Origin of the sequence: Streptomyces justiciae (genome assembly GCF_015163075.1) — a bacterium.
Taxonomy (GTDB): domain Bacteria; phylum Actinomycetota; class Actinomycetes; order Streptomycetales; family Streptomycetaceae; genus Streptomyces; species Streptomyces justiciae.
Genome location: NZ_JADDXU010000011.1, coordinates 315,571 through 331,198 on the forward strand (window position 1 = coordinate 315,571; position 15,628 = coordinate 331,198).

Here is a 15,628-nt window from a genome sequence, read left to right on the forward strand (position 1 = left end):
GTTCATCTCCGGTTTCGTCCGGGGGATGCTGGTGGTGACGGACCGGACAGGGGGCTTGTGCGTGACCTGGAATCCTGAGCACGACGTACGGGGCCCGCTGGAAGTCGTCTGCGACGAGTCGGGGTCGGACGGGGAGAACCTCACGGGCGGCAACACCGATGTGTTCGCGCACGGCAGTGTGTCCCTGCCGGTGGAGGTCGCCGCCGCGTACGTCCAGGAGGTCCGGGACCGGATCCGCTCGCCCGCCACCGAGTACAAGGCGGGCCATCTGCTGCGGGAGAAGCACCGGGCCGTCCTGGAGTGGCTGCTCTCGCCCTCGGGCCCGCTCGACGGTCACGCTCATGTCCATCTCACCGAGAAGGCGTACTTCGTCGTGAACCGGGCCGTCGACCTGCTGCTCGGCGACGGGACCGAGGCGCTCGCCCTGTACCGGGAGGACCGGCCGGCGGTCGGCGCGGAGCGGTGGCGGACCTTCCTCGGCGCCGCCAACCGACTGCTCCGGGTCCGGCTCGACGGGGCGGCGGACGGTGCCGTCGACGGCTTCTTCCGTGCCGTGGACGACCTGCGGTGCGCTCGTCCCCGTACGGAGATCCTGGAGCGGCTCGCGACGACCCGGCCCCGCGCCGACGCCTACCGGGCGCGGCTGCTCGAAGGGCCGCCCCTGGTCCCCGTGCTGAATCCGCTGCTGCCCGCCATCGTGCACACGGTCGCGCACTGGAGCGCGGGCGGGCGGACGGTGCGGGTGGTGCACGACCGACAGAACATGCTCACCGAGCAGCGCATCGCCTGGATCGAGGAGCAGGCGGTGCGGGCCGGGGTCGGGTTCGGCGGCATGGAACTGGTCCAGGCGCGCTGGGACCCACGCGTCCAACTGGCCGACTTCCTCGCGGGGATCGCCCGCAAGATCGCCTCCGACGTGCTCAACGGGCACGTCGATCCGGCGCTCGTGGCGCTGCTGCGGCCCTACGTCGGGCGGACGTCCGTGTGGGGCGACGAGCGCAGCTGGGCGATGCTCTCACCGGGGCCGGTCAAGGGAGTTGCCTCCGCACTCTCGGCAGACATCAACTTCGCGGTCTAGATTGCGCACTTGACGTCCTATCCGAGCAGGTACTCCAGGAGAACAGAGCCCCGTGACGGACCACTCGCCTGCCGCCGCCGCGTCCCTGCGCGGCCGGATCAACACGCTTCAGCCGCACACGGCGCGGATCTGGAACTACTGGCTGGGCGGCGGGGACTACTACGAGGTGGACCGGGTGGCGGGCGACCGCATCCGTGAACTCCACCCGGCCATCGACGAGTACGCCCGCGCCGACCGCCTGTTCCTGGGCCGCGCGGTGCGCCATCTCGTCGCCGAGGCGGGCGTGCGGCAGTTCCTCGACATAGGCACCGGCCTGCCCACCGCGGACAACACGCATGAGGTCGCCCAGCGTCTCGCGCCGGACGCGCGGGTCGTCTACGTCGACAACGACCCGCTCGTCCTGGCCCATGCCCGTGCCCTGCTCACCAGTACGCCCGAGGGCCGCACCGACCACCTCGACGAGGACCTTCGTCATGTCGACGCCATCCTCCAACGGGCCGCCGCCACCCTGGACTTCACCCGCCCGGTCGCGCTGATGCTGCTCGGCGTGGTGATCTTCCTCGGCGACGACGAGGACCCGTACGGCGTCGTGCGCCGCCTCATGGACGCGCTGCCCGCCGGGAGTCACCTCGTCCTGTCGCACACCGTCGCCCATCCGGCGATGCCCGACGTGGACGCGGCCGTACAGTTCTGGAACGCGCACGGCACGCCCCGGCTGACGCAGCGCACGCCCGAGGCGGTGGCCCGCTTCTTCGAGGGCCTGGAGGTGCTGGCGCCGGGAGTGGTGTCGTGCTCGCGATGGCGGGCGGAGGGCGCGCACGGGGCCGAGCCGGCCGAGGTGGCGCTCTACGGCGGGGTCGGCCGCAAGAAGTGATCCCTGTCGTGGTGAACACGGCAGCCGTGGGGCGCGTATGAAGGGAGGGCACTCGACTTCCCCGAGGCCCCGCGGTGTTGCCGCCGCACGTTCGGGGTTCGGGAGCCATGCATGAGGCACGCACGACGACGGATGGTCCGGCGAGTGACACGGCTGGCCGCGGTCGGCGGACTCCTGCTGGGCGGCACGATGGTCACCCGCGCCGTCGCGAGCGAACCAGACGCCCCCTCCGCCCTTCCCCGTACGACCGCTGCCTCAGCGGCACAGACCGGCACCGATCTGGTGGCACGGCTGGGCACCTCCCGTACGGCGGGCAGCTGGATCGGGGACGACGGCCGCGAGGTCGTCGCCGTCACCGACCAGGACGCCGCGGCGCAGGTGCGCAAGGCGGGTGCCACGGCGAAGGTCGTTCCGCACAGCATGAACGAGCTCAAGTCGGCGACCGGGACGCTGCGTTCGGCGCCCCGGGTGGCCGGGACGGCGTGGGCCGTCGACTACCGGACCAACGAGGTGGTGGTACGGGCCGACAGCACCGTCTCCGCCGGCGACTGGAAGCGGCTCACCGAAGTGGCCGAGGGCATCGGCGGTTTCGTGCGCATGGAGCGCACCGAGGGCACGTTCACGCCCCGCGTCAACGGCGCGCAGCCGATCCTGTCGACGGGCGGGCGCTGTTCGGCGGGCTTCAACGTGACCGACGGACAGCAGGACTTCATCCTCACCGCCGGGCACTGCGGGCCCACCGGATCGGTGTGGTTCGCGGACAACCGGGGCCGCACCCAGCTCGGCGAGACGACCGTGCAGAACTTCCCCGGCGCCGACTTCTCCCTGGTCAAGTACGACAGCGGCCGGGCGGGCGACGGCGCGGCGGTGGTGGCCGTCGGCGGCGGCAAGGGCGTGCTGATCACCGGCGCGGCCGATCCGGCCGTCGGGCAGCGGGTGTTCCGCAGCGGCAGCACCAGCGGGCTGCGCGACGGCCAGGTGACGGCGCTCAACGCGACGGTCAACTATCCCGAGGGCACGGTGACCGGGCTGATCGAGACGAACGTGTGCGCCGAACCCGGGGACAGCGGTGGCCCGTTGTTCTCCGAGGGGATCGCGCTCGGGGTGACCTCGGGCGGCAGCGGTGACTGCACGGCGGGCGGCACGACGTTCTTCCAGCCGGTGACGGCGGCGCTGAACCAGCTCGGGGTGCGGCTGCTGGTGTCCGCTCCCGCGGGCGGCGGGCAGCAGAGCGCCTCGCCGGCCCCGTCCGCGTCCGCCACCCAGGGCGCGGCCGCTCCGGGTGCGGCCACGCCGGGGTCGTCGACGCCCGCGACGGGCGGTGGCGCGGAGGGCGAGACGCTGCTGGCCCGGCTCACGGACACCCGTAACGTCGGCCCGGGGCTGCTGGTCGTCGGGGGCAGTCTGATCGCGTTGGTGGCGACCCGGTACATCCGGGCGGAGCAGGACCGCAAGGCGTACCAGCGGTACTACTCGGCGTCCTGGGGCTGAGGCCGGGCATGGAATGGAAAAGGCACCCGTGGGAACGGGTGCCTCAGGTGGCCTTGAGTGTCTTTCGAGGCTGATGTCAGGCCGGCTGCGGGGCCGCGGCGGCCCACTCCAGGACGAGCCGCCGGTATTCCTCGCGCTGCTCGCCGCTCAGTGTCCCGCCCGACCGGAACCACAGGGCCCGGATCTCCTCGTTGACCTCGTCAGCCGACCTGTCGGAGGCGGGTTCAACAGTGGTGGACATGATGTGAAGCATACGGGCCCCGACGTGAAGGCCACGTGAGTAAGTACGAGCAATACGGACATTTCGGACCGTGTTGCTGATCACGTCCATCTGTCCACCCCGGTCAGGGAGTTCACCCAGCTCAGACGTGGTGGAACTCACGCTTCCGCGGTGCCGAGCACCAGGACCTGGATGGCCAGGACCGCCGCGCCGCGCGCCCAGTCGTGAAAGTCGGACACCTTGGTCTCCAGGTCGATCGGCGCGGCCAGCGGATGCCGGTGGAAGCGGACGGTGTCGTCCACGACCTTGCCCGCCACGTCCATCAGGCCGACGCCCTCACCGGCGAGCAGGATCTTCTGCGGCATCGCGAAGTTGGCGATCTGGGCGACCAGGGTGCCCAGCGCCCGCGCGGCCTCGTCGATGACCCGCGCCGGCATGGGCTCGCCCGCGGCGGCGAGGGCGAGGATCTCCTCGTAGGTGTGGTCACGGCCGGTCGCGGCCCGCACCTGGTAGCGGATGTTGGGAATGGTCAACAGGGAGACGGCGCTGCCTCGTTCGCCTTCGGGGGTGAGCGGGCCGTTGGGGTTGACGATCCAGTGGCGCCCGAAGCCGCGGTCCTCCTCGGCGTAGGGCACCCGCCGTCCGTTCAGCACGAGTCCGTAGCCGATGCCGGCGCCGATGGTGAGCACGACGAACCTCTCGAGGCCGCGGCCGGCGCCGAACCAGGTCTCCGCCTCGACGAGCGCGGCGACGTCGTTCTCCACCACGACCGGCAACCCCGTGCGGTCCTCGACGAGTTCGGCGAGCGGGACGTCGCGCCAGTCCAGGAACGGCGACTCCCCCACGACGGCACGCTCCTGGACCAGCCCGCCCACGCCGATGCCGATACCGGCGACGCGTGAGGGGTGGGCGCGGGACAGCTCGTCGGTCATCTCCGCGAGCACGTCGGCGACTTCGGCGGGGTCATGGGTGGTGAGGGCGCGGTCGTGGCGGGCGACGATCTCGCTGCGCAGGGTGGTGACGACGCCGTAGACCATGTCACCGGTCACCTTGAAGCCGATGAAGGACCGGGAGTCGGCGACGACGTCGAGCGGCTGCGAGGGTCGGCCCTGGCGGACCTCGGCGGGGCCGCCCGCTTCGGGGACCTCGATCAGCAGCCCGGACTCGATGAGCGGTTTGGTCAGCCGGGTGAGGCTGCCCGCGGACAGGTCGAGTCGGCGCGCGAGCTCGGTGCGCGACAGCGGCCCGTGGACGAGCACCTCGATCGCCACCGAGCGCTCACCGGGACTCAGGGGGTGCCAGCTGGCGGCTGCTGCGGTCATGACGATCAGTATCCCCCGATCATTTCTTTTGCCATGGAAGCAACATGACCACTCTAGGACGCGAGGAGTGGCTTGGAAACAATGTTCGCACGCCTCTTGACGCCCTTATTCTTTCGCTACAAAAGTAAGTGGCCGAGGACGAGCCGCCGCAGACGAGGGAGTCTCCCGATGACCATCGCCTCCAGCAGCCCTCCGTCGCGCCTCCCCGTGGGTGGCGCCGAGGGCGCACGGACGACACCGAGGACGAGGAAGGTGAAAGCCCGGGAGGGCGGCGGGGACGGCCGGCTCGCCGCGGTGTTCCTCGCGCCGGCGCTGCTGGGCTTCCTGGTCTTCCTGCTCTGGCCGACCCTGCGGGGCATCTATCTGAGCTTCACCCGCTTCAACCTGCTGACGCCCGCGGAGTGGGTCGGCCTCGACAACTACGACCGGATGGTCCACGACCCGATCTTCTGGGACTCGCTACGGGTCACCGTCGTCTACGTGGTCATCAACATCGGGGTGCAGACGGTGTCGGCGCTCGCCATCGCCGTACTGCTCCAGCGGCTGACCCAGTCGGCCGTGCTGCGCGGCATCGTGCTCACGCCGTATCTGATGTCCAACGTCGTCGCGGGCATCGTCTGGCTCTGGGTCCTGGACACCCAGCTCGGCATAGGCAACGAGATCATCGCCGGGCTCGGTTTCGACCGCATCCCGTTCCTCAACGACGAGACCTGGGCGATCCCGACGATCGCGCTGATCAACGTGTGGCGGCACGTCGGCTACACCGCGCTGCTGCTGTTCGCGGGGCTCCAGGCCATCCCGAACGACATGTACGAGGCCGCGAAGGTGGACGGCGCGAGCGAGTGGCGCATGTTCTGGCGGATCACGCTGCCGCTGCTGCGTCCGGTCCTGGCGGTCGTGCTGATCATGACGGTGATCGGGTCGTTCCAGGTGTTCGACACGGTCGCCGTGACGACCAACGGCGGACCGGCGAACGCCACCAACGTCCTGCAGTTCTACATCTACGGCTCCGCCTTCGGCCGCTTCCAGTTCGGCTACGCCTCCGCGATGTCGGTCGCGCTGCTGGTGGTGCTCAGCGCGATCACGGTGCTCCAGTACCGGATCACGCGCGCCGGCCAGACGGACCTGGGCTGAGGAGAGGGGAGACATCGACATGGCCGCTGTGACCGCAACGACGAGTCCCGTGTCCGTACGACCGCTCAGGCGCCGGCCCTCCCTGGGCCGGGTCGCGGCCTGGGTGGTGATGGCCGCGATCGTGCTCGTGACGCTGCTGCCGTTCTACTGGATCCTGCGCACCGCGCTGTCCTCCAACACCGCGCTCGCCGCCCACCCCGGCGACCCGCTGCCCGTCGACTTCACCACCGGCGGCTTCGAGCGGGCGCTCGGACTCCAGTCCACCGAGGAGGCCATCGCCCAGGGCGGATCGGGCGGCGGGCTGAAGTTCTGGCGCTATCTGATCAACTCGGTCGCCGTCTCGACCCTGATCACCGTCTGCCAGATCTTCTTCTCCGCGATGGCCGCCTACGCCTTCGCCCGGCTGCGCTGGCGCGGCCGGGACAAGGTCTTCGGCCTGTTCCTGGCCGGGCTGATGGTGCCCACCATCTTCACGCTGCTGCCGAACTTCGTGCTCATCAAGCAACTCGGCCTGATCGACAACCTGTTGGGCATCGCCCTGCCGACGATGTTCATGACGCCGTTCGCGGTGTTCTTCCTGCGGCAGTTCTTCATGAACGTGCCCCGCGAGGTCGAGGAGGCGGCGCTGCTCGACGGCGCCGGGAAGGTCAGGATCTTCTTCCGGGTGATGCTGCCGATGGCGTCCACGCCGGTCCTCACGCTCGGTGTGCTGACGTACATCACCTCCTGGAACGACTACTTCTGGCCGCTGATGGTGTCGTACAGCGACAGCTCGCGGGTGCTGACCGTGGCGCTCGCCATCTTCCGGGCGCAGACCCCGCAGACCGGTTACGACTGGTCCGGCCTGATGGCCGCCACGCTCATCGCGGCCCTTCCCATGCTGCTGCTGTTCGGTGTCTTCGCGCGCCGCATCGTCAGCACCATCAGCTTCACCGGCGTCAAGTAAGGGGACCGGGATGCGAATTCGAACCGTCATGGCGCTCACGGGAGCGCTGACGCTGTCCCTGGTCTCCGGCTGCGCGCAGGGCGGCGCGGCCGGCTCGGGCGCCAACTCCGTGACGTATTGGCTGTGGGACGCCAACCAGCTGCCCGCCTACCAGGCCTGCGCGAAGGGCTTCGAGAAGGAGAACCCGGGCCTCAACGTCAAGATCACACAGATGGGCTGGGCGGACTACTGGACCAAGCTCACCGCGAGCTTCATCGCGGGCACCGAGCCGGACGTCTTCACCGACCACATCCAGAAGTTCGGCCAGTTCGCCGACCTCAACGTGCTCGAACCGCTGGACGACCTGGGCATCGACGACTCCGCCTACCAGGCCGGGCTCGGCGCCAACTGGGTGGGCCAGGACGGGCACCGCTACGGCGCCCCCAAGGACTGGGACACCGTCGCCCTCTTCTACAACAAGAAGCTGACCGAGGCGGCCGGTCTCACCGCCGACCAGCTCAACTCCCTGTCCTGGAACCCGAAGGACGGCGGCACCTTCGAGAAGGCCATCGCCCATCTGACCGTCGACCGCAACGGCAAGCGCGGCGACGAACCGGGCTTCGACAAGAACCACGTCAAGGTGTACGGCCTCGCCACGGGCGGCGCGGGCGACGGCGACGGGCAGACCACCTGGAGCCCGTTCACCGCCTCGACGGGCTGGAACTACACGGACAAGGCCCGCTGGGGCGACGCCTACGAGTACAACAGCAAGACCTTCCAGTCGGTGATCGACTGGTACTTCGGGCTGGCGAAGAAGGGCTATCTCGCGCCCTTCACCGACTACACCGACGGCGCCAACCCGGCCAACGCGCAGGTGGCGTCCGGCAGGGCCGCTGCGGCCTTCGACGGCGCCTGGATGATCTCGACGTACTACGGCACCAAGGGGCTGAGCGTCGGCACCGCCGTCACCCCCACCGGTCCGAGCGGCAAGCGGGCCACCATGATGAACGGCCTCGCCGACTCGGTCACCAAGAACGCCCGCAACAAGGAGGGCGCGAAGAAATGGGTGAAGTACCTGGCCTCGAACGAGTGCCAGAAGACCGTCGGCGGCTACGGCATCGTCTTCCCCGCCACCCCTGACGGCACCGCGGCGGCCGTGGCGGCGTACCGGAAGAAGGGCATCGACGTGTCCGCCTTCACCGAACCGGTCACCGACAAGCAGCACGCCCGGACGTTCTCCTTCCCGGTCACCGACTACGCGGCGGACGTGTACGCGCTGATGCGCCCGGCCATGCAGGACGTCTTCGCCAACGACGCCCCGGTGAGCGGCCTGACCAAGACCAACGACCAGATCAACTTCATCCTCGGCCAGTAGTGAGGCCGGTAGTGAGCTCGGTAGCGAGCCCAGTAGTGAAAGGCATCTCCTCCATGACGTTCTCCCTCGGCATCGTCGGCGCCGGGCAGTTCTCGGGCCAGTTCGCCAAGCTGTTCCTGGCCCATCCCGGTGTCCGCGACGTCTACGTCACCGACCTCCTGCCCGAGCGCGCCGAGCAACTCGCCGCCGCCGAAGGCCTGTCGGGCACCTTCCCGTCGTACCAGGCCATGCTGGAGTCGGAGGCGGTCGACGCGGTCGCGATCTTCACCCAGCGCTGGACGCACGGCCCGCTGGTCCTCCAGGGTCTCAACGCCGGCAAGCACGTCTACTCGGCGGTCCCCATGGCGATCACCACCGAGGAGATCGCGGCGATCATCGACGCGGTCAAGGCGACCGGGCTGACGTACATGATGGGCGAGACCAGCCAGTACAACCCGGCGACCGTGCACGCCCGCAACCAGATCGCCGAGGGCGCCTTCGGACGGCTCTTCTACGCCGAGGGCGACTACGTCCACGACATGGATCTCGGCTTCTACGAGGCGTACCAGTACAGCGGCGGCGACAACTGGAAGGCCACCGCCAGCTATCCCCCGCTGCTGTACCCGACCCACTCGGTGGGCGGGGTACTCGGCGCCTGGCAGACGCACGCGGTCAGCGTGTCGGCGATCGGGGTCGTGGACGACCGCGGGGACGGGGTGTTCGACAAGGAGGTCAGCCAGTTCGGTAATGACTTCTCCAACGCCACCGCGCTGTTCGAGGTGGCCGGCGGCGGTTCGTTCCGTACCAACGAGTTCCGGCGGGTGGGCTACCCCTCGCACATCCGCGAGTCCCGTTTCCGCTTCTTCGGCACGGAGGCGAGCATGGAGCAGCTCGCCACGTACGCGCTGTGGCAGGACAAGAAGGGTGTGAAGGACATCAGCGAACTCCTGGAGCCCAAGCCGACGTTGTCGCCTGACGACCCGTCACTCCAGCACATCGCGCCGGACCTTCGGGCCGCCTTCACCTCCGGCTCGGCGCCGGTGCACGACCGCTCGCGGCTGCCGCGGGAGTTCGACCACCTGCACAACGGCCATGAGGGCAGCCACCACTTCCTGGTGGACGACTTCGTCACCGCGGTCAACTCCCGCACGCTGCCGTCCGTCAACGCCTGGGTGGCGGCCCGCTACACCCTGCCGGGCATCATCGCGCACGAGTCCGCGCGGCAGGGCGGGGTACGACTGGAGATCCCGGACTTCGGGGACGCGCCGCAGTAACACGCGTACGCCGTGGGCCGGGTGGCGATCAGGTGCCCGGCTTGCGGCCGTACACGAAGACGTCGTCGCCCTTCTTCAGCAACGACCAGTACTTCTTCGCGGTCGTCTTCGTCATGTTGACGCAGCCGTGCGACCCCGGCGGGTTCCACATGCTGAGGTTCACCGAGTGGAAAGCCTGGCCGCCGTCGAAGAACTGGCTGTACGGCATGGGCACGTTGTAGATGTTCGAGACGTGGTCGATGTCCCGCCAGTAGATCTTCTTCAGGCCGGTGCGGGTCTCGTAGCCGTCGCGGCCGGTGCGCACCGGGACGGGGCCGTAGACGAGCCTGTCGCCGTCCTGGATCCAGCTCAGCTGGAGCGTGAGGTTGACGCAGGCGATGCGGCCCTTGTTGGTCGGGCACTTGCCTTCCTTGTTGGGGTTGTTGCCGACCGCCTTCTGCTTCTTCATCAGGTCCATCACACCCCAGGTGACAGGACCCGCGTAGCCGACGTTCGGCGTGATGCCGTGCTTGTTCTGGAAGGCCTGGATGGCCTTGCAGTCGGTCGTCGACTGCTTGCCGTCCACCGGGAGCCCGAGGAACTTCTCGACCTGCTTCTGGTACGGGCCGGTCTGGGTGGTGCAGCTCGTGGCCGCCTGCGCGGGCGCGGTGCCCAGCGCGAGGGTGAGCGGTGCGGCCAGTCCGGTGAGAGCGAGGGCGACGGCCCCTCGTCTGCGTATGTCCCCCATGGTGGGCCTTGCCTTTCCAGTACGTGTCCGGTGCGATCTCCCTGTTTGACCGGTGTACGGGGGCGGCGGTTGTATGCCGGTTCAGGCTGTGACGAAACGGTGAACTTCCTGCTCGTCACGGCGGCGCAGCAGCTCCACCGCCCGGCCGAGGACGTCCGGGGTCGCGGTGAACGGCAGGCGCAGATGGTGGGTGAGCGTGGCACGGTCGGCGGCGAAGTGCGGGCCCGGCGTCACCGCGAGCCCGTGCCGGGCCGCGCGGGCGGCCAGCTCCGTCGCGGGGGTCGCACCGAGGTGCAGCCACAGGGACAGCCCGCCGTCCGGGACCGTGTACGTCCATCCGGTCCCGTCGAGGAGTCCGGCCAGGTGATCGCGCTGGGCACGCAGCCGTGACCGGCGGTCGGCGAGAACCGCGGGCAGCCCCTCGCCCAGCAGCTCGGCCGCGATGAGCTGCTCCAGCGGCGGTGGCGACAGCTGCGCCTGGAGCGGGTTGCGCCGCAGCTGTCGTACGAGATCGGCGGTGGCCCTGATCCAGCCGATCCGCAGGCCGGTCCACAGGGTCTTGCTGGCCGAGCCGATCTGGATCACGCGCGGCCCGGCCAGGTGGGGCTCGGTGCCGGGCGGGGTCCGCAGATCGAGGTCGCGCAGGGTCTCGTCGGCGATGACCGTCAGCGGCAGCCGGGCGATCTCCGCGCGGGTCGCGGCGTCCATGTGGGCGCCGGTGGGGTTCTGGAAGTCGGGGACGAGATAGGCGAGTTGGGGACTTCGGGTGCGTGCGGCGGCGGCGAGGTGCCCGGTGTCCCAGCCGCCGTCCGACGTCACCGGCACGGGCAGCAGACGGGCGCGGCGGGCCCGCAGGACCGCCAGGGCGCCCGGGTACGACGGACTCTCCACGGCAACCGGACGGCGGCGGTCGGTGTGGAGGTGGTCGAGGAGCAGGGTCAGGGCGGCCTGCGCTCCGGAGGTGACGAGGATCTGTTCCGGGCGGGTCGCGAGGCCGTCCCGGGTGTACCGGTCGGCCAGCAGTTCCCGCAGCCGCGGCAGGCCCGCGGTGGCGGTGCCCGAGTCGACGAGCAGGGCGGCGCTGCGTTCGGCGGCCCGGGCGAGGGCGGCGAGGTAGGCCTCGTGCGGTGCGGCCGTCAGGGCGAGGGTGAGGTCGAGGTCGGCGTCGCCCGCGCCCCCGCGGTCCAGGGACCAGGGGGTGGTGCGCTCGGTGAGGCGGGCCGGGAGCCGGACGTGGCTGCCGCTGCCGTGCCGGGTGTGCAGCCAGCCGTCGTTGCGGAGCTGGGTGAGGGCGGCGACCACCGTGCCGCGGCTGACGCCGAGAACGCGGGAGAGCTCCCGCTCGGAGGGCAGCCGGGTGCCGGCGGGCAGGCGGCCGTCGACGACGGCCTCGCGGACGGCCGTGGAGAGGGCGCGGGCGAGGGGGCCGGGGCGGTCGCGCCAGGGGCCGAGGGCGGTCGCGAAGCCTGCGGTCATGGATGCGCTCCGATCATCGCCGGTCCGTTCGCCGGTCCGTTCACCGGTCCGTTCACCGGTCCGTTCACCGGTCCGTTCACCGGTCCAGTTTGACCCAAGTGGACCAGTCTCTCGTCACCTCCCCTCCCCTACGCTCCCCTCCATGCACCGCACTCTCGCCGACGATCTCTCCCGGCTCCCCGAACTCCTCTCCACCGCCCGCGACCTGGCCGTCCAGGAGCTGGCCGGGCTGGCCGAGCGGCCGGTCGTACGGCTCGACAAGGCGCCCCTTCCCGAGGCGCTGCCCGGCGCCGGTGCCGGGGGTGAGGCGGCGCTGGCGCGGTTCGCCGAGCGGTGGGCGCCCGGATTCTCCGGTTCGGCGGGCCCGCGCTATCTCGGTTTCGTCACCGGTGGCGCGACGCCCGCCTCGGTCGCCGGGGACTGGCTGACCGGGGCCTACGACCAGAACGGCTCGGGGGCGACCGGTTCCTGGGCGACGGCGCTGGAGCGCGAGACGGTCGGCTGGCTGCGGGAGCTGTTCGGGCTGGGCGAGGCGCACAGCGGCGCCTTCGTCACCGGGGCCACCACGTCCAACACCGTGGGTCTGGCCATCGCCCGCGAGTGGCTGGGCGAGCGGCTCGGCGTGTCCGTGTCCCGCGACGGCACCGCCGCGCTCGGCCAGGTCGACGTGCTGTCCGGCAGCCCGCACTCCAGCATCGGCAAGGCCCTGTCCGTGCTCGGCATCGGCCGCGACCGACTGCGGCCGGTGCCCGTGCTGGCCGGAAACCGGGAGGCCGTCGACGTCGCCGCCCTCGACCGGGCGCTGTCCGAGCTGGACGGCCGCCCGGCGATCGTGGTGGCCAACGCCGGCACGGTGAACACCGTCGACTTCGACGATCTGCGGGCCATCGCCGCTCTCAAGGAGCGGCACGACTTCTGGCTGCACGTGGACGCCGCGTTCGGCGGCTTCGCCGCGCTCTCCCCGTCGTACGCCGCTCTCGTGGACGGTCTCGACGCCGCCGACTCCGTCTGTGTCGACCTGCACAAGTGGCTGAACGTGCCGTACGACGCGGCCGTCCAGTTCACCCGGCGCCGGGATCTTCAGGTGGCGGTGTTCCACAACGCGTCGCCGTATCTCGGACTGCCGGTCGGCGAGCCCGACTTCGTGCATCTGACGCCGGAGAACTCCCGGCGGCTGCGCGCCCTGCCGGCGTGGTTCTCCCTGGTCGCGTACGGCCGTGAGGGGCATCGCGAGATCGTCGAGCGGAACGTGGCGCTGGCCCGTGACCTCGCGGAGCGGATCGCCGGGCTCGACGGGCTGCGGCTGCTGGCGCCGGTCCGGCTCAACGTGGTGTGCTTCACCCTGGCCGAGGAGCCGACGCAGGACCGGGTGGGTGCTTTGGCGCACGCGCTCGCCGAGACGGGCGAGGTCTTCGTGACCCCGACCGTCTACGACGGCACTCCCGGGCTGCGGGCGGCGTTCAGCAACTGGCGTACGTCGGCGGCGGACGTGGAGCGGATCGTCGGAGCGGTGAGGCGGGTCCTCGCGCCCCGTTAGTCGAGCGGTTGGCGTCGTGCCCGGCGGAACCCGGTGTCGCCCGCGGTGAGACCGCCGTCCACGACGAGAGTCGTACCGGTGATCCAGGCGGCGTCGCGGGAGGCGAGGAAGGTGATCGCGGCGGCGATGTCCTCGGGCTCGCCGACGCGGCCGAGGGGGTACAGCGCGCTGAGGAGGGCGAGTTGGTCGTCGCGGCCCTCCCAGGCGGTGGTGCGGACGGTGCCGGGCGCGACGAGGTTGACGCGGACGCCCCGCTCGGCGGCGTGCCCGGCGAGGGTGCGGGTGAGGGAGACCAGGCCCGCCTTGGCGGCGCTGTAGGCGTGGTTGCCGAAGTCCGCGAGGCCGTTGACGGAGCCGACGTTGACGATCGCACCGCGCCCGGAGGCGGCCAGGTGGGGCAGGGCGGCGCGGGCGCAGCGGTAGGCGCCGGTGAGGGTGATATCGAGGTCGGCGGTCCACACGTCGTCGGGTTCGTCCTCGAACAGCGGGGCGTCCGGTGTGCAGTGGAAGGCGTTGTTGACCAGGACGTCGAGGGTCCCGAAGGCGTCGGCCGCGTGGGCGACGGCCGCCTCGACCGCCGCCCGGTCGCCCACGTCACAGCCGTACGCCTCCGCCGCCAGGCCCTCCTCCCGCAGGCTCGCCGCGGTCTTCTCCGCCGCCTCGGTGTCCTTGTCGGTCACCAGTACGCGGGCGCCTTCCGCGGCGAACCGTCGGGCGGTGGCGGCGCCGATGCCGCGGGCGCCGCCGGTGACGAGAACTCCGTACCCCTCGAAACGTGTCATGCCGCCGAACCGTAGGCGGCCCCGCCCGTCAGCGGTAGCCGGTCACGTCGGCCGGCTTGTCCGCGTCCTGGACCTCGACGAGGTACCGCCAGGCGTCGGGCCGGCTGCCGTCGAGGTCGGTGAAGCCGTAGACCTGGGCGAGGCCGCCGCTGGAGAGGGACTGGCCGTTGAAGCGGGCCACGTCCGGGTCGGCGGCGAGGGCCGCCACCGCTCGGCCGACATAGCGCGGGGTCTCGGAGATGGCGAAGTGCGGGACCTGGGTGAGGGCGTCGCGCCAGTTGTCCTCGCGCACTCCGAAGCCGTCGAGCATCATCTCCGAGCGCAGCCAGCCCGGCGTCAGGGCGACGGCGGTGGCTCCGCGGGGGCCGAGTTCGTGGCCGAGCGCGAAGGCCATCCGCAGGACGGAGGACTTGGCGAGGTCGTAGAAGAAGGTGTTGCGGTAGTGCGTGCCGTTGTACTCGGCGGTGCCGTCGGTCATCTCGACGACCAGGCCGCCGGGATGCCTCAGAAGGAGGGGCAGGGCGTGGTGGCTGGTGATGGCGTGGGTCTCGACGGCGAGCCTGAGCAGCCGCAGTCCGTCGTCGAGGTCGTGCTCCCAGACCGGGCTGTCCCATGCGAAGAGCCGCTCGCCGCCCCAGACGTCGTTGACGAGGACGTCGAGGCGGCCCTGTTCGTCGGCGATGCGGTCGACCAGCGCGCGGACCTGTGCCGGTTCGAGGTGGTCGGTGGGGACGGCAATGCCGGTGCCGCCCGCTTCGGTCACCAGGTCGGCGGTGTCCTCGATGGTCTCGGGGCGGTCGTACTCCGAGCGGCGCTCGCGGGTGCTGCGTCCCGTGACGTACACGGTGGCGCCGGCCGCCCCGAGTTCCACGGCGATGCCCCGCCCGGCTCCCCGTGTCGCCCCGGCGACCAGCGCGACCTTGCCCTTCAGCGGCTGTGCTGCCATGTCCGAACCTCCCGTACGACCGTTGGTGTCGAGTCCACGGTCTCCGGTAAGCCGGACATCTTCTGTCGCCTTTTAGCGCTTTCCGTGCCGGGTCACCCGGCCGGGCGCAGTCTCTCGCCCAGTTCGTCGTGGTCCGCGACGATCCAGACGTGCCCGCCCTGGTTGGTCTCGCGCACGAAGTCGCGCAGCGCCGCGCTCTCGCCCAGGTGGCGGGAGACGTCCCCGACGACGGCGAGTCGCACCCGGTAGTTCACGAACTTCTGCATGACCGCCCCGGCCACGCCGGAGCGCAGTTGGAAGAACTCCTCCGCCACGCGCTCGGCGGGCACGGCGACCACGTCGGCCCCGCGCCCCATGGCGTCTCCGATCAGATCCAGCGCGGCACGCTCGCCGTCGAGCGCGGGTCCGTCGGGCGTGCAGCGCAGCACGGTGACGCCATGGAGGTTCACGAGTTCGTCAGTGGTCATGACAGGCGAGCCTAGCCTCGA

The 15,628-nt window shown here is 70.8% G+C and carries 15 protein-coding genes; 8 read left to right on the forward strand and 7 right to left on the reverse strand.

The annotated features are described in order from the left end of the window. Positions 1 to 61: 61 nt before the first annotated feature. The 3 genes from IQ210_RS29355 to IQ210_RS29365 all read left to right on the forward strand — a co-directional run bounded on the left by IQ210_RS29355 (position 62) and on the right by IQ210_RS29365 (position 3,443). Entirely contained in the window at positions 62 to 1,078 is a 1,017-nt protein-coding gene (locus IQ210_RS29355; RefSeq protein WP_194082166.1) for a hypothetical protein, read from the forward strand. 52 nt (positions 1,079 to 1,130) lie between these two features. Then, positions 1,131 to 1,952, forward strand: a complete 822-nt coding sequence (locus tag IQ210_RS29360; protein WP_194082167.1) for an SAM-dependent methyltransferase — start codon at positions 1,131 to 1,133, stop codon at positions 1,950 to 1,952. 111 nt (positions 1,953 to 2,063) lie between these two features. Beyond that, positions 2,064 to 3,443, forward strand: coding sequence for a S1 family peptidase (locus IQ210_RS29365; protein WP_194082168.1), 1,380 nt, complete (start codon positions 2,064 to 2,066; stop codon positions 3,441 to 3,443). Between the two features lie 76 nt (positions 3,444 to 3,519). On the opposite strand, the gene IQ210_RS29370 is transcribed toward IQ210_RS29365, so the two are convergent. Both IQ210_RS29370 and IQ210_RS29375 read right to left on the reverse strand, forming a co-directional pair. Beyond that, positions 3,520 to 3,684, reverse strand: a complete 165-nt coding sequence (locus IQ210_RS29370) for a hypothetical protein (RefSeq protein WP_194082231.1) — start codon at positions 3,682 to 3,684, stop codon at positions 3,520 to 3,522. A gap of 137 nt (positions 3,685 to 3,821) precedes the next feature. After that, positions 3,822 to 4,985: an ROK family transcriptional regulator gene (locus IQ210_RS29375; protein WP_194082169.1), complete on the reverse strand. Its 1,164-nt coding sequence runs from the start codon at positions 4,983 to 4,985 to the stop codon at positions 3,822 to 3,824. 168 nt (positions 4,986 to 5,153) lie between these two features. Here IQ210_RS29375 and IQ210_RS29380 point away from each other — a divergent pair, with 168 nt between their 5' ends. The 4 genes from IQ210_RS29380 to IQ210_RS29395 are packed head-to-tail and all read left to right on the forward strand — an operon-like array spanning position 5,154 to position 9,672. Continuing rightward, the gene (locus IQ210_RS29380) at positions 5,154 to 6,119 is read left to right on the forward strand and encodes a carbohydrate ABC transporter permease (protein ID WP_194082170.1); all 966 of its coding nucleotides are present in this window, start codon (positions 5,154 to 5,156) and stop codon (positions 6,117 to 6,119) included. Positions 6,120 to 6,138: 19 nt separating this feature from the next. Then, positions 6,139 to 7,065 (forward strand): carbohydrate ABC transporter permease, encoded by a 927-nt coding sequence (locus tag IQ210_RS29385; RefSeq protein WP_194082171.1) that lies wholly within the window; start codon positions 6,139 to 6,141, stop codon positions 7,063 to 7,065. Between the two features lie 10 nt (positions 7,066 to 7,075). Continuing rightward, on the forward strand, positions 7,076 to 8,419 hold the full coding sequence (locus IQ210_RS29390; RefSeq protein WP_194082172.1) for an ABC transporter substrate-binding protein: 1,344 nt from the start codon (positions 7,076 to 7,078) through the stop codon (positions 8,417 to 8,419). A 53-nt stretch (positions 8,420 to 8,472) separates the two neighbouring features. Further along, positions 8,473 to 9,672, forward strand: coding sequence for a Gfo/Idh/MocA family protein (locus tag IQ210_RS29395; protein WP_194082173.1), 1,200 nt, complete (start codon positions 8,473 to 8,475; stop codon positions 9,670 to 9,672). A gap of 28 nt (positions 9,673 to 9,700) precedes the next feature. Here the strand turns inward: IQ210_RS29395 and IQ210_RS29400 are convergent, their stop codons facing one another. Both IQ210_RS29400 and IQ210_RS29405 read right to left on the reverse strand, forming a co-directional pair. Further along, positions 9,701 to 10,399, reverse strand: a complete 699-nt coding sequence (locus tag IQ210_RS29400; RefSeq protein ID WP_194082174.1) for a L,D-transpeptidase family protein — start codon at positions 10,397 to 10,399, stop codon at positions 9,701 to 9,703. A gap of 81 nt (positions 10,400 to 10,480) precedes the next feature. Next, the gene (locus IQ210_RS29405) at positions 10,481 to 11,875 is read right to left on the reverse strand and encodes an aminotransferase-like domain-containing protein (RefSeq protein WP_194082175.1); all 1,395 of its coding nucleotides are present in this window, start codon (positions 11,873 to 11,875) and stop codon (positions 10,481 to 10,483) included. A 142-nt stretch (positions 11,876 to 12,017) separates the two neighbouring features. Here IQ210_RS29405 and IQ210_RS29410 point away from each other — a divergent pair, with 142 nt between their 5' ends. After that, on the forward strand, positions 12,018 to 13,412 hold the full coding sequence (locus IQ210_RS29410; RefSeq protein ID WP_194082176.1) for a pyridoxal phosphate-dependent decarboxylase family protein: 1,395 nt from the start codon (positions 12,018 to 12,020) through the stop codon (positions 13,410 to 13,412). On the opposite strand, the gene IQ210_RS29415 is transcribed toward IQ210_RS29410, so the two are convergent. From IQ210_RS29415 to IQ210_RS29425, 3 genes are all read right to left on the reverse strand, one after another. Beyond that, positions 13,409 to 14,194, reverse strand: coding sequence for an SDR family NAD(P)-dependent oxidoreductase (locus tag IQ210_RS29415; protein WP_194082177.1), 786 nt, complete (start codon positions 14,192 to 14,194; stop codon positions 13,409 to 13,411). The genes IQ210_RS29410 and IQ210_RS29415 overlap by 4 nt on opposite strands. Positions 14,195 to 14,222: 28 nt before the next feature. Continuing rightward, positions 14,223 to 15,140: an SDR family oxidoreductase gene (locus IQ210_RS29420; protein ID WP_194082178.1), complete on the reverse strand. Its 918-nt coding sequence runs from the start codon at positions 15,138 to 15,140 to the stop codon at positions 14,223 to 14,225. Positions 15,141 to 15,232: 92 nt separating this feature from the next. Continuing rightward, positions 15,233 to 15,607: a DUF4180 domain-containing protein gene (locus IQ210_RS29425; protein ID WP_194082179.1), complete on the reverse strand. Its 375-nt coding sequence runs from the start codon at positions 15,605 to 15,607 to the stop codon at positions 15,233 to 15,235. Positions 15,608 to 15,628: the final 21 nt, after the last annotated feature.

Coding starts and splice junctions, on each gene's coding strand:
- IQ210_RS29365 (WP_194082168.1), top strand. CDS start 2,064: ATGAGGCACGCACGACGACGGATGGTCCGGCGAGTGACACGGCTGGCC.
- IQ210_RS29370 (WP_194082231.1), bottom strand. CDS start 3,684: ATGTCCACCACTGTTGAACCCGCCTCCGACAGGTCGGCTGACGAGGTC.
- IQ210_RS29375 (WP_194082169.1), bottom strand. CDS start 4,985: ATGACCGCAGCAGCCGCCAGCTGGCACCCCCTGAGTCCCGGTGAGCGC.
- IQ210_RS29380 (WP_194082170.1), top strand. CDS start 5,154: ATGACCATCGCCTCCAGCAGCCCTCCGTCGCGCCTCCCCGTGGGTGGC.
- IQ210_RS29385 (WP_194082171.1), top strand. CDS start 6,139: ATGGCCGCTGTGACCGCAACGACGAGTCCCGTGTCCGTACGACCGCTC.
- IQ210_RS29390 (WP_194082172.1), top strand. CDS start 7,076: ATGCGAATTCGAACCGTCATGGCGCTCACGGGAGCGCTGACGCTGTCC.
- IQ210_RS29395 (WP_194082173.1), top strand. CDS start 8,473: ATGACGTTCTCCCTCGGCATCGTCGGCGCCGGGCAGTTCTCGGGCCAG.
- IQ210_RS29400 (WP_194082174.1), bottom strand. CDS start 10,399: ATGGGGGACATACGCAGACGAGGGGCCGTCGCCCTCGCTCTCACCGGA.
- IQ210_RS29405 (WP_194082175.1), bottom strand. CDS start 11,875: ATGACCGCAGGCTTCGCGACCGCCCTCGGCCCCTGGCGCGACCGCCCC.
- IQ210_RS29410 (WP_194082176.1), top strand. CDS start 12,018: ATGCACCGCACTCTCGCCGACGATCTCTCCCGGCTCCCCGAACTCCTC.
- IQ210_RS29415 (WP_194082177.1), bottom strand. CDS start 14,194: ATGACACGTTTCGAGGGGTACGGAGTTCTCGTCACCGGCGGCGCCCGC.
- IQ210_RS29420 (WP_194082178.1), bottom strand. CDS start 15,140: ATGGCAGCACAGCCGCTGAAGGGCAAGGTCGCGCTGGTCGCCGGGGCG.
- IQ210_RS29425 (WP_194082179.1), bottom strand. CDS start 15,607: ATGACCACTGACGAACTCGTGAACCTCCATGGCGTCACCGTGCTGCGC.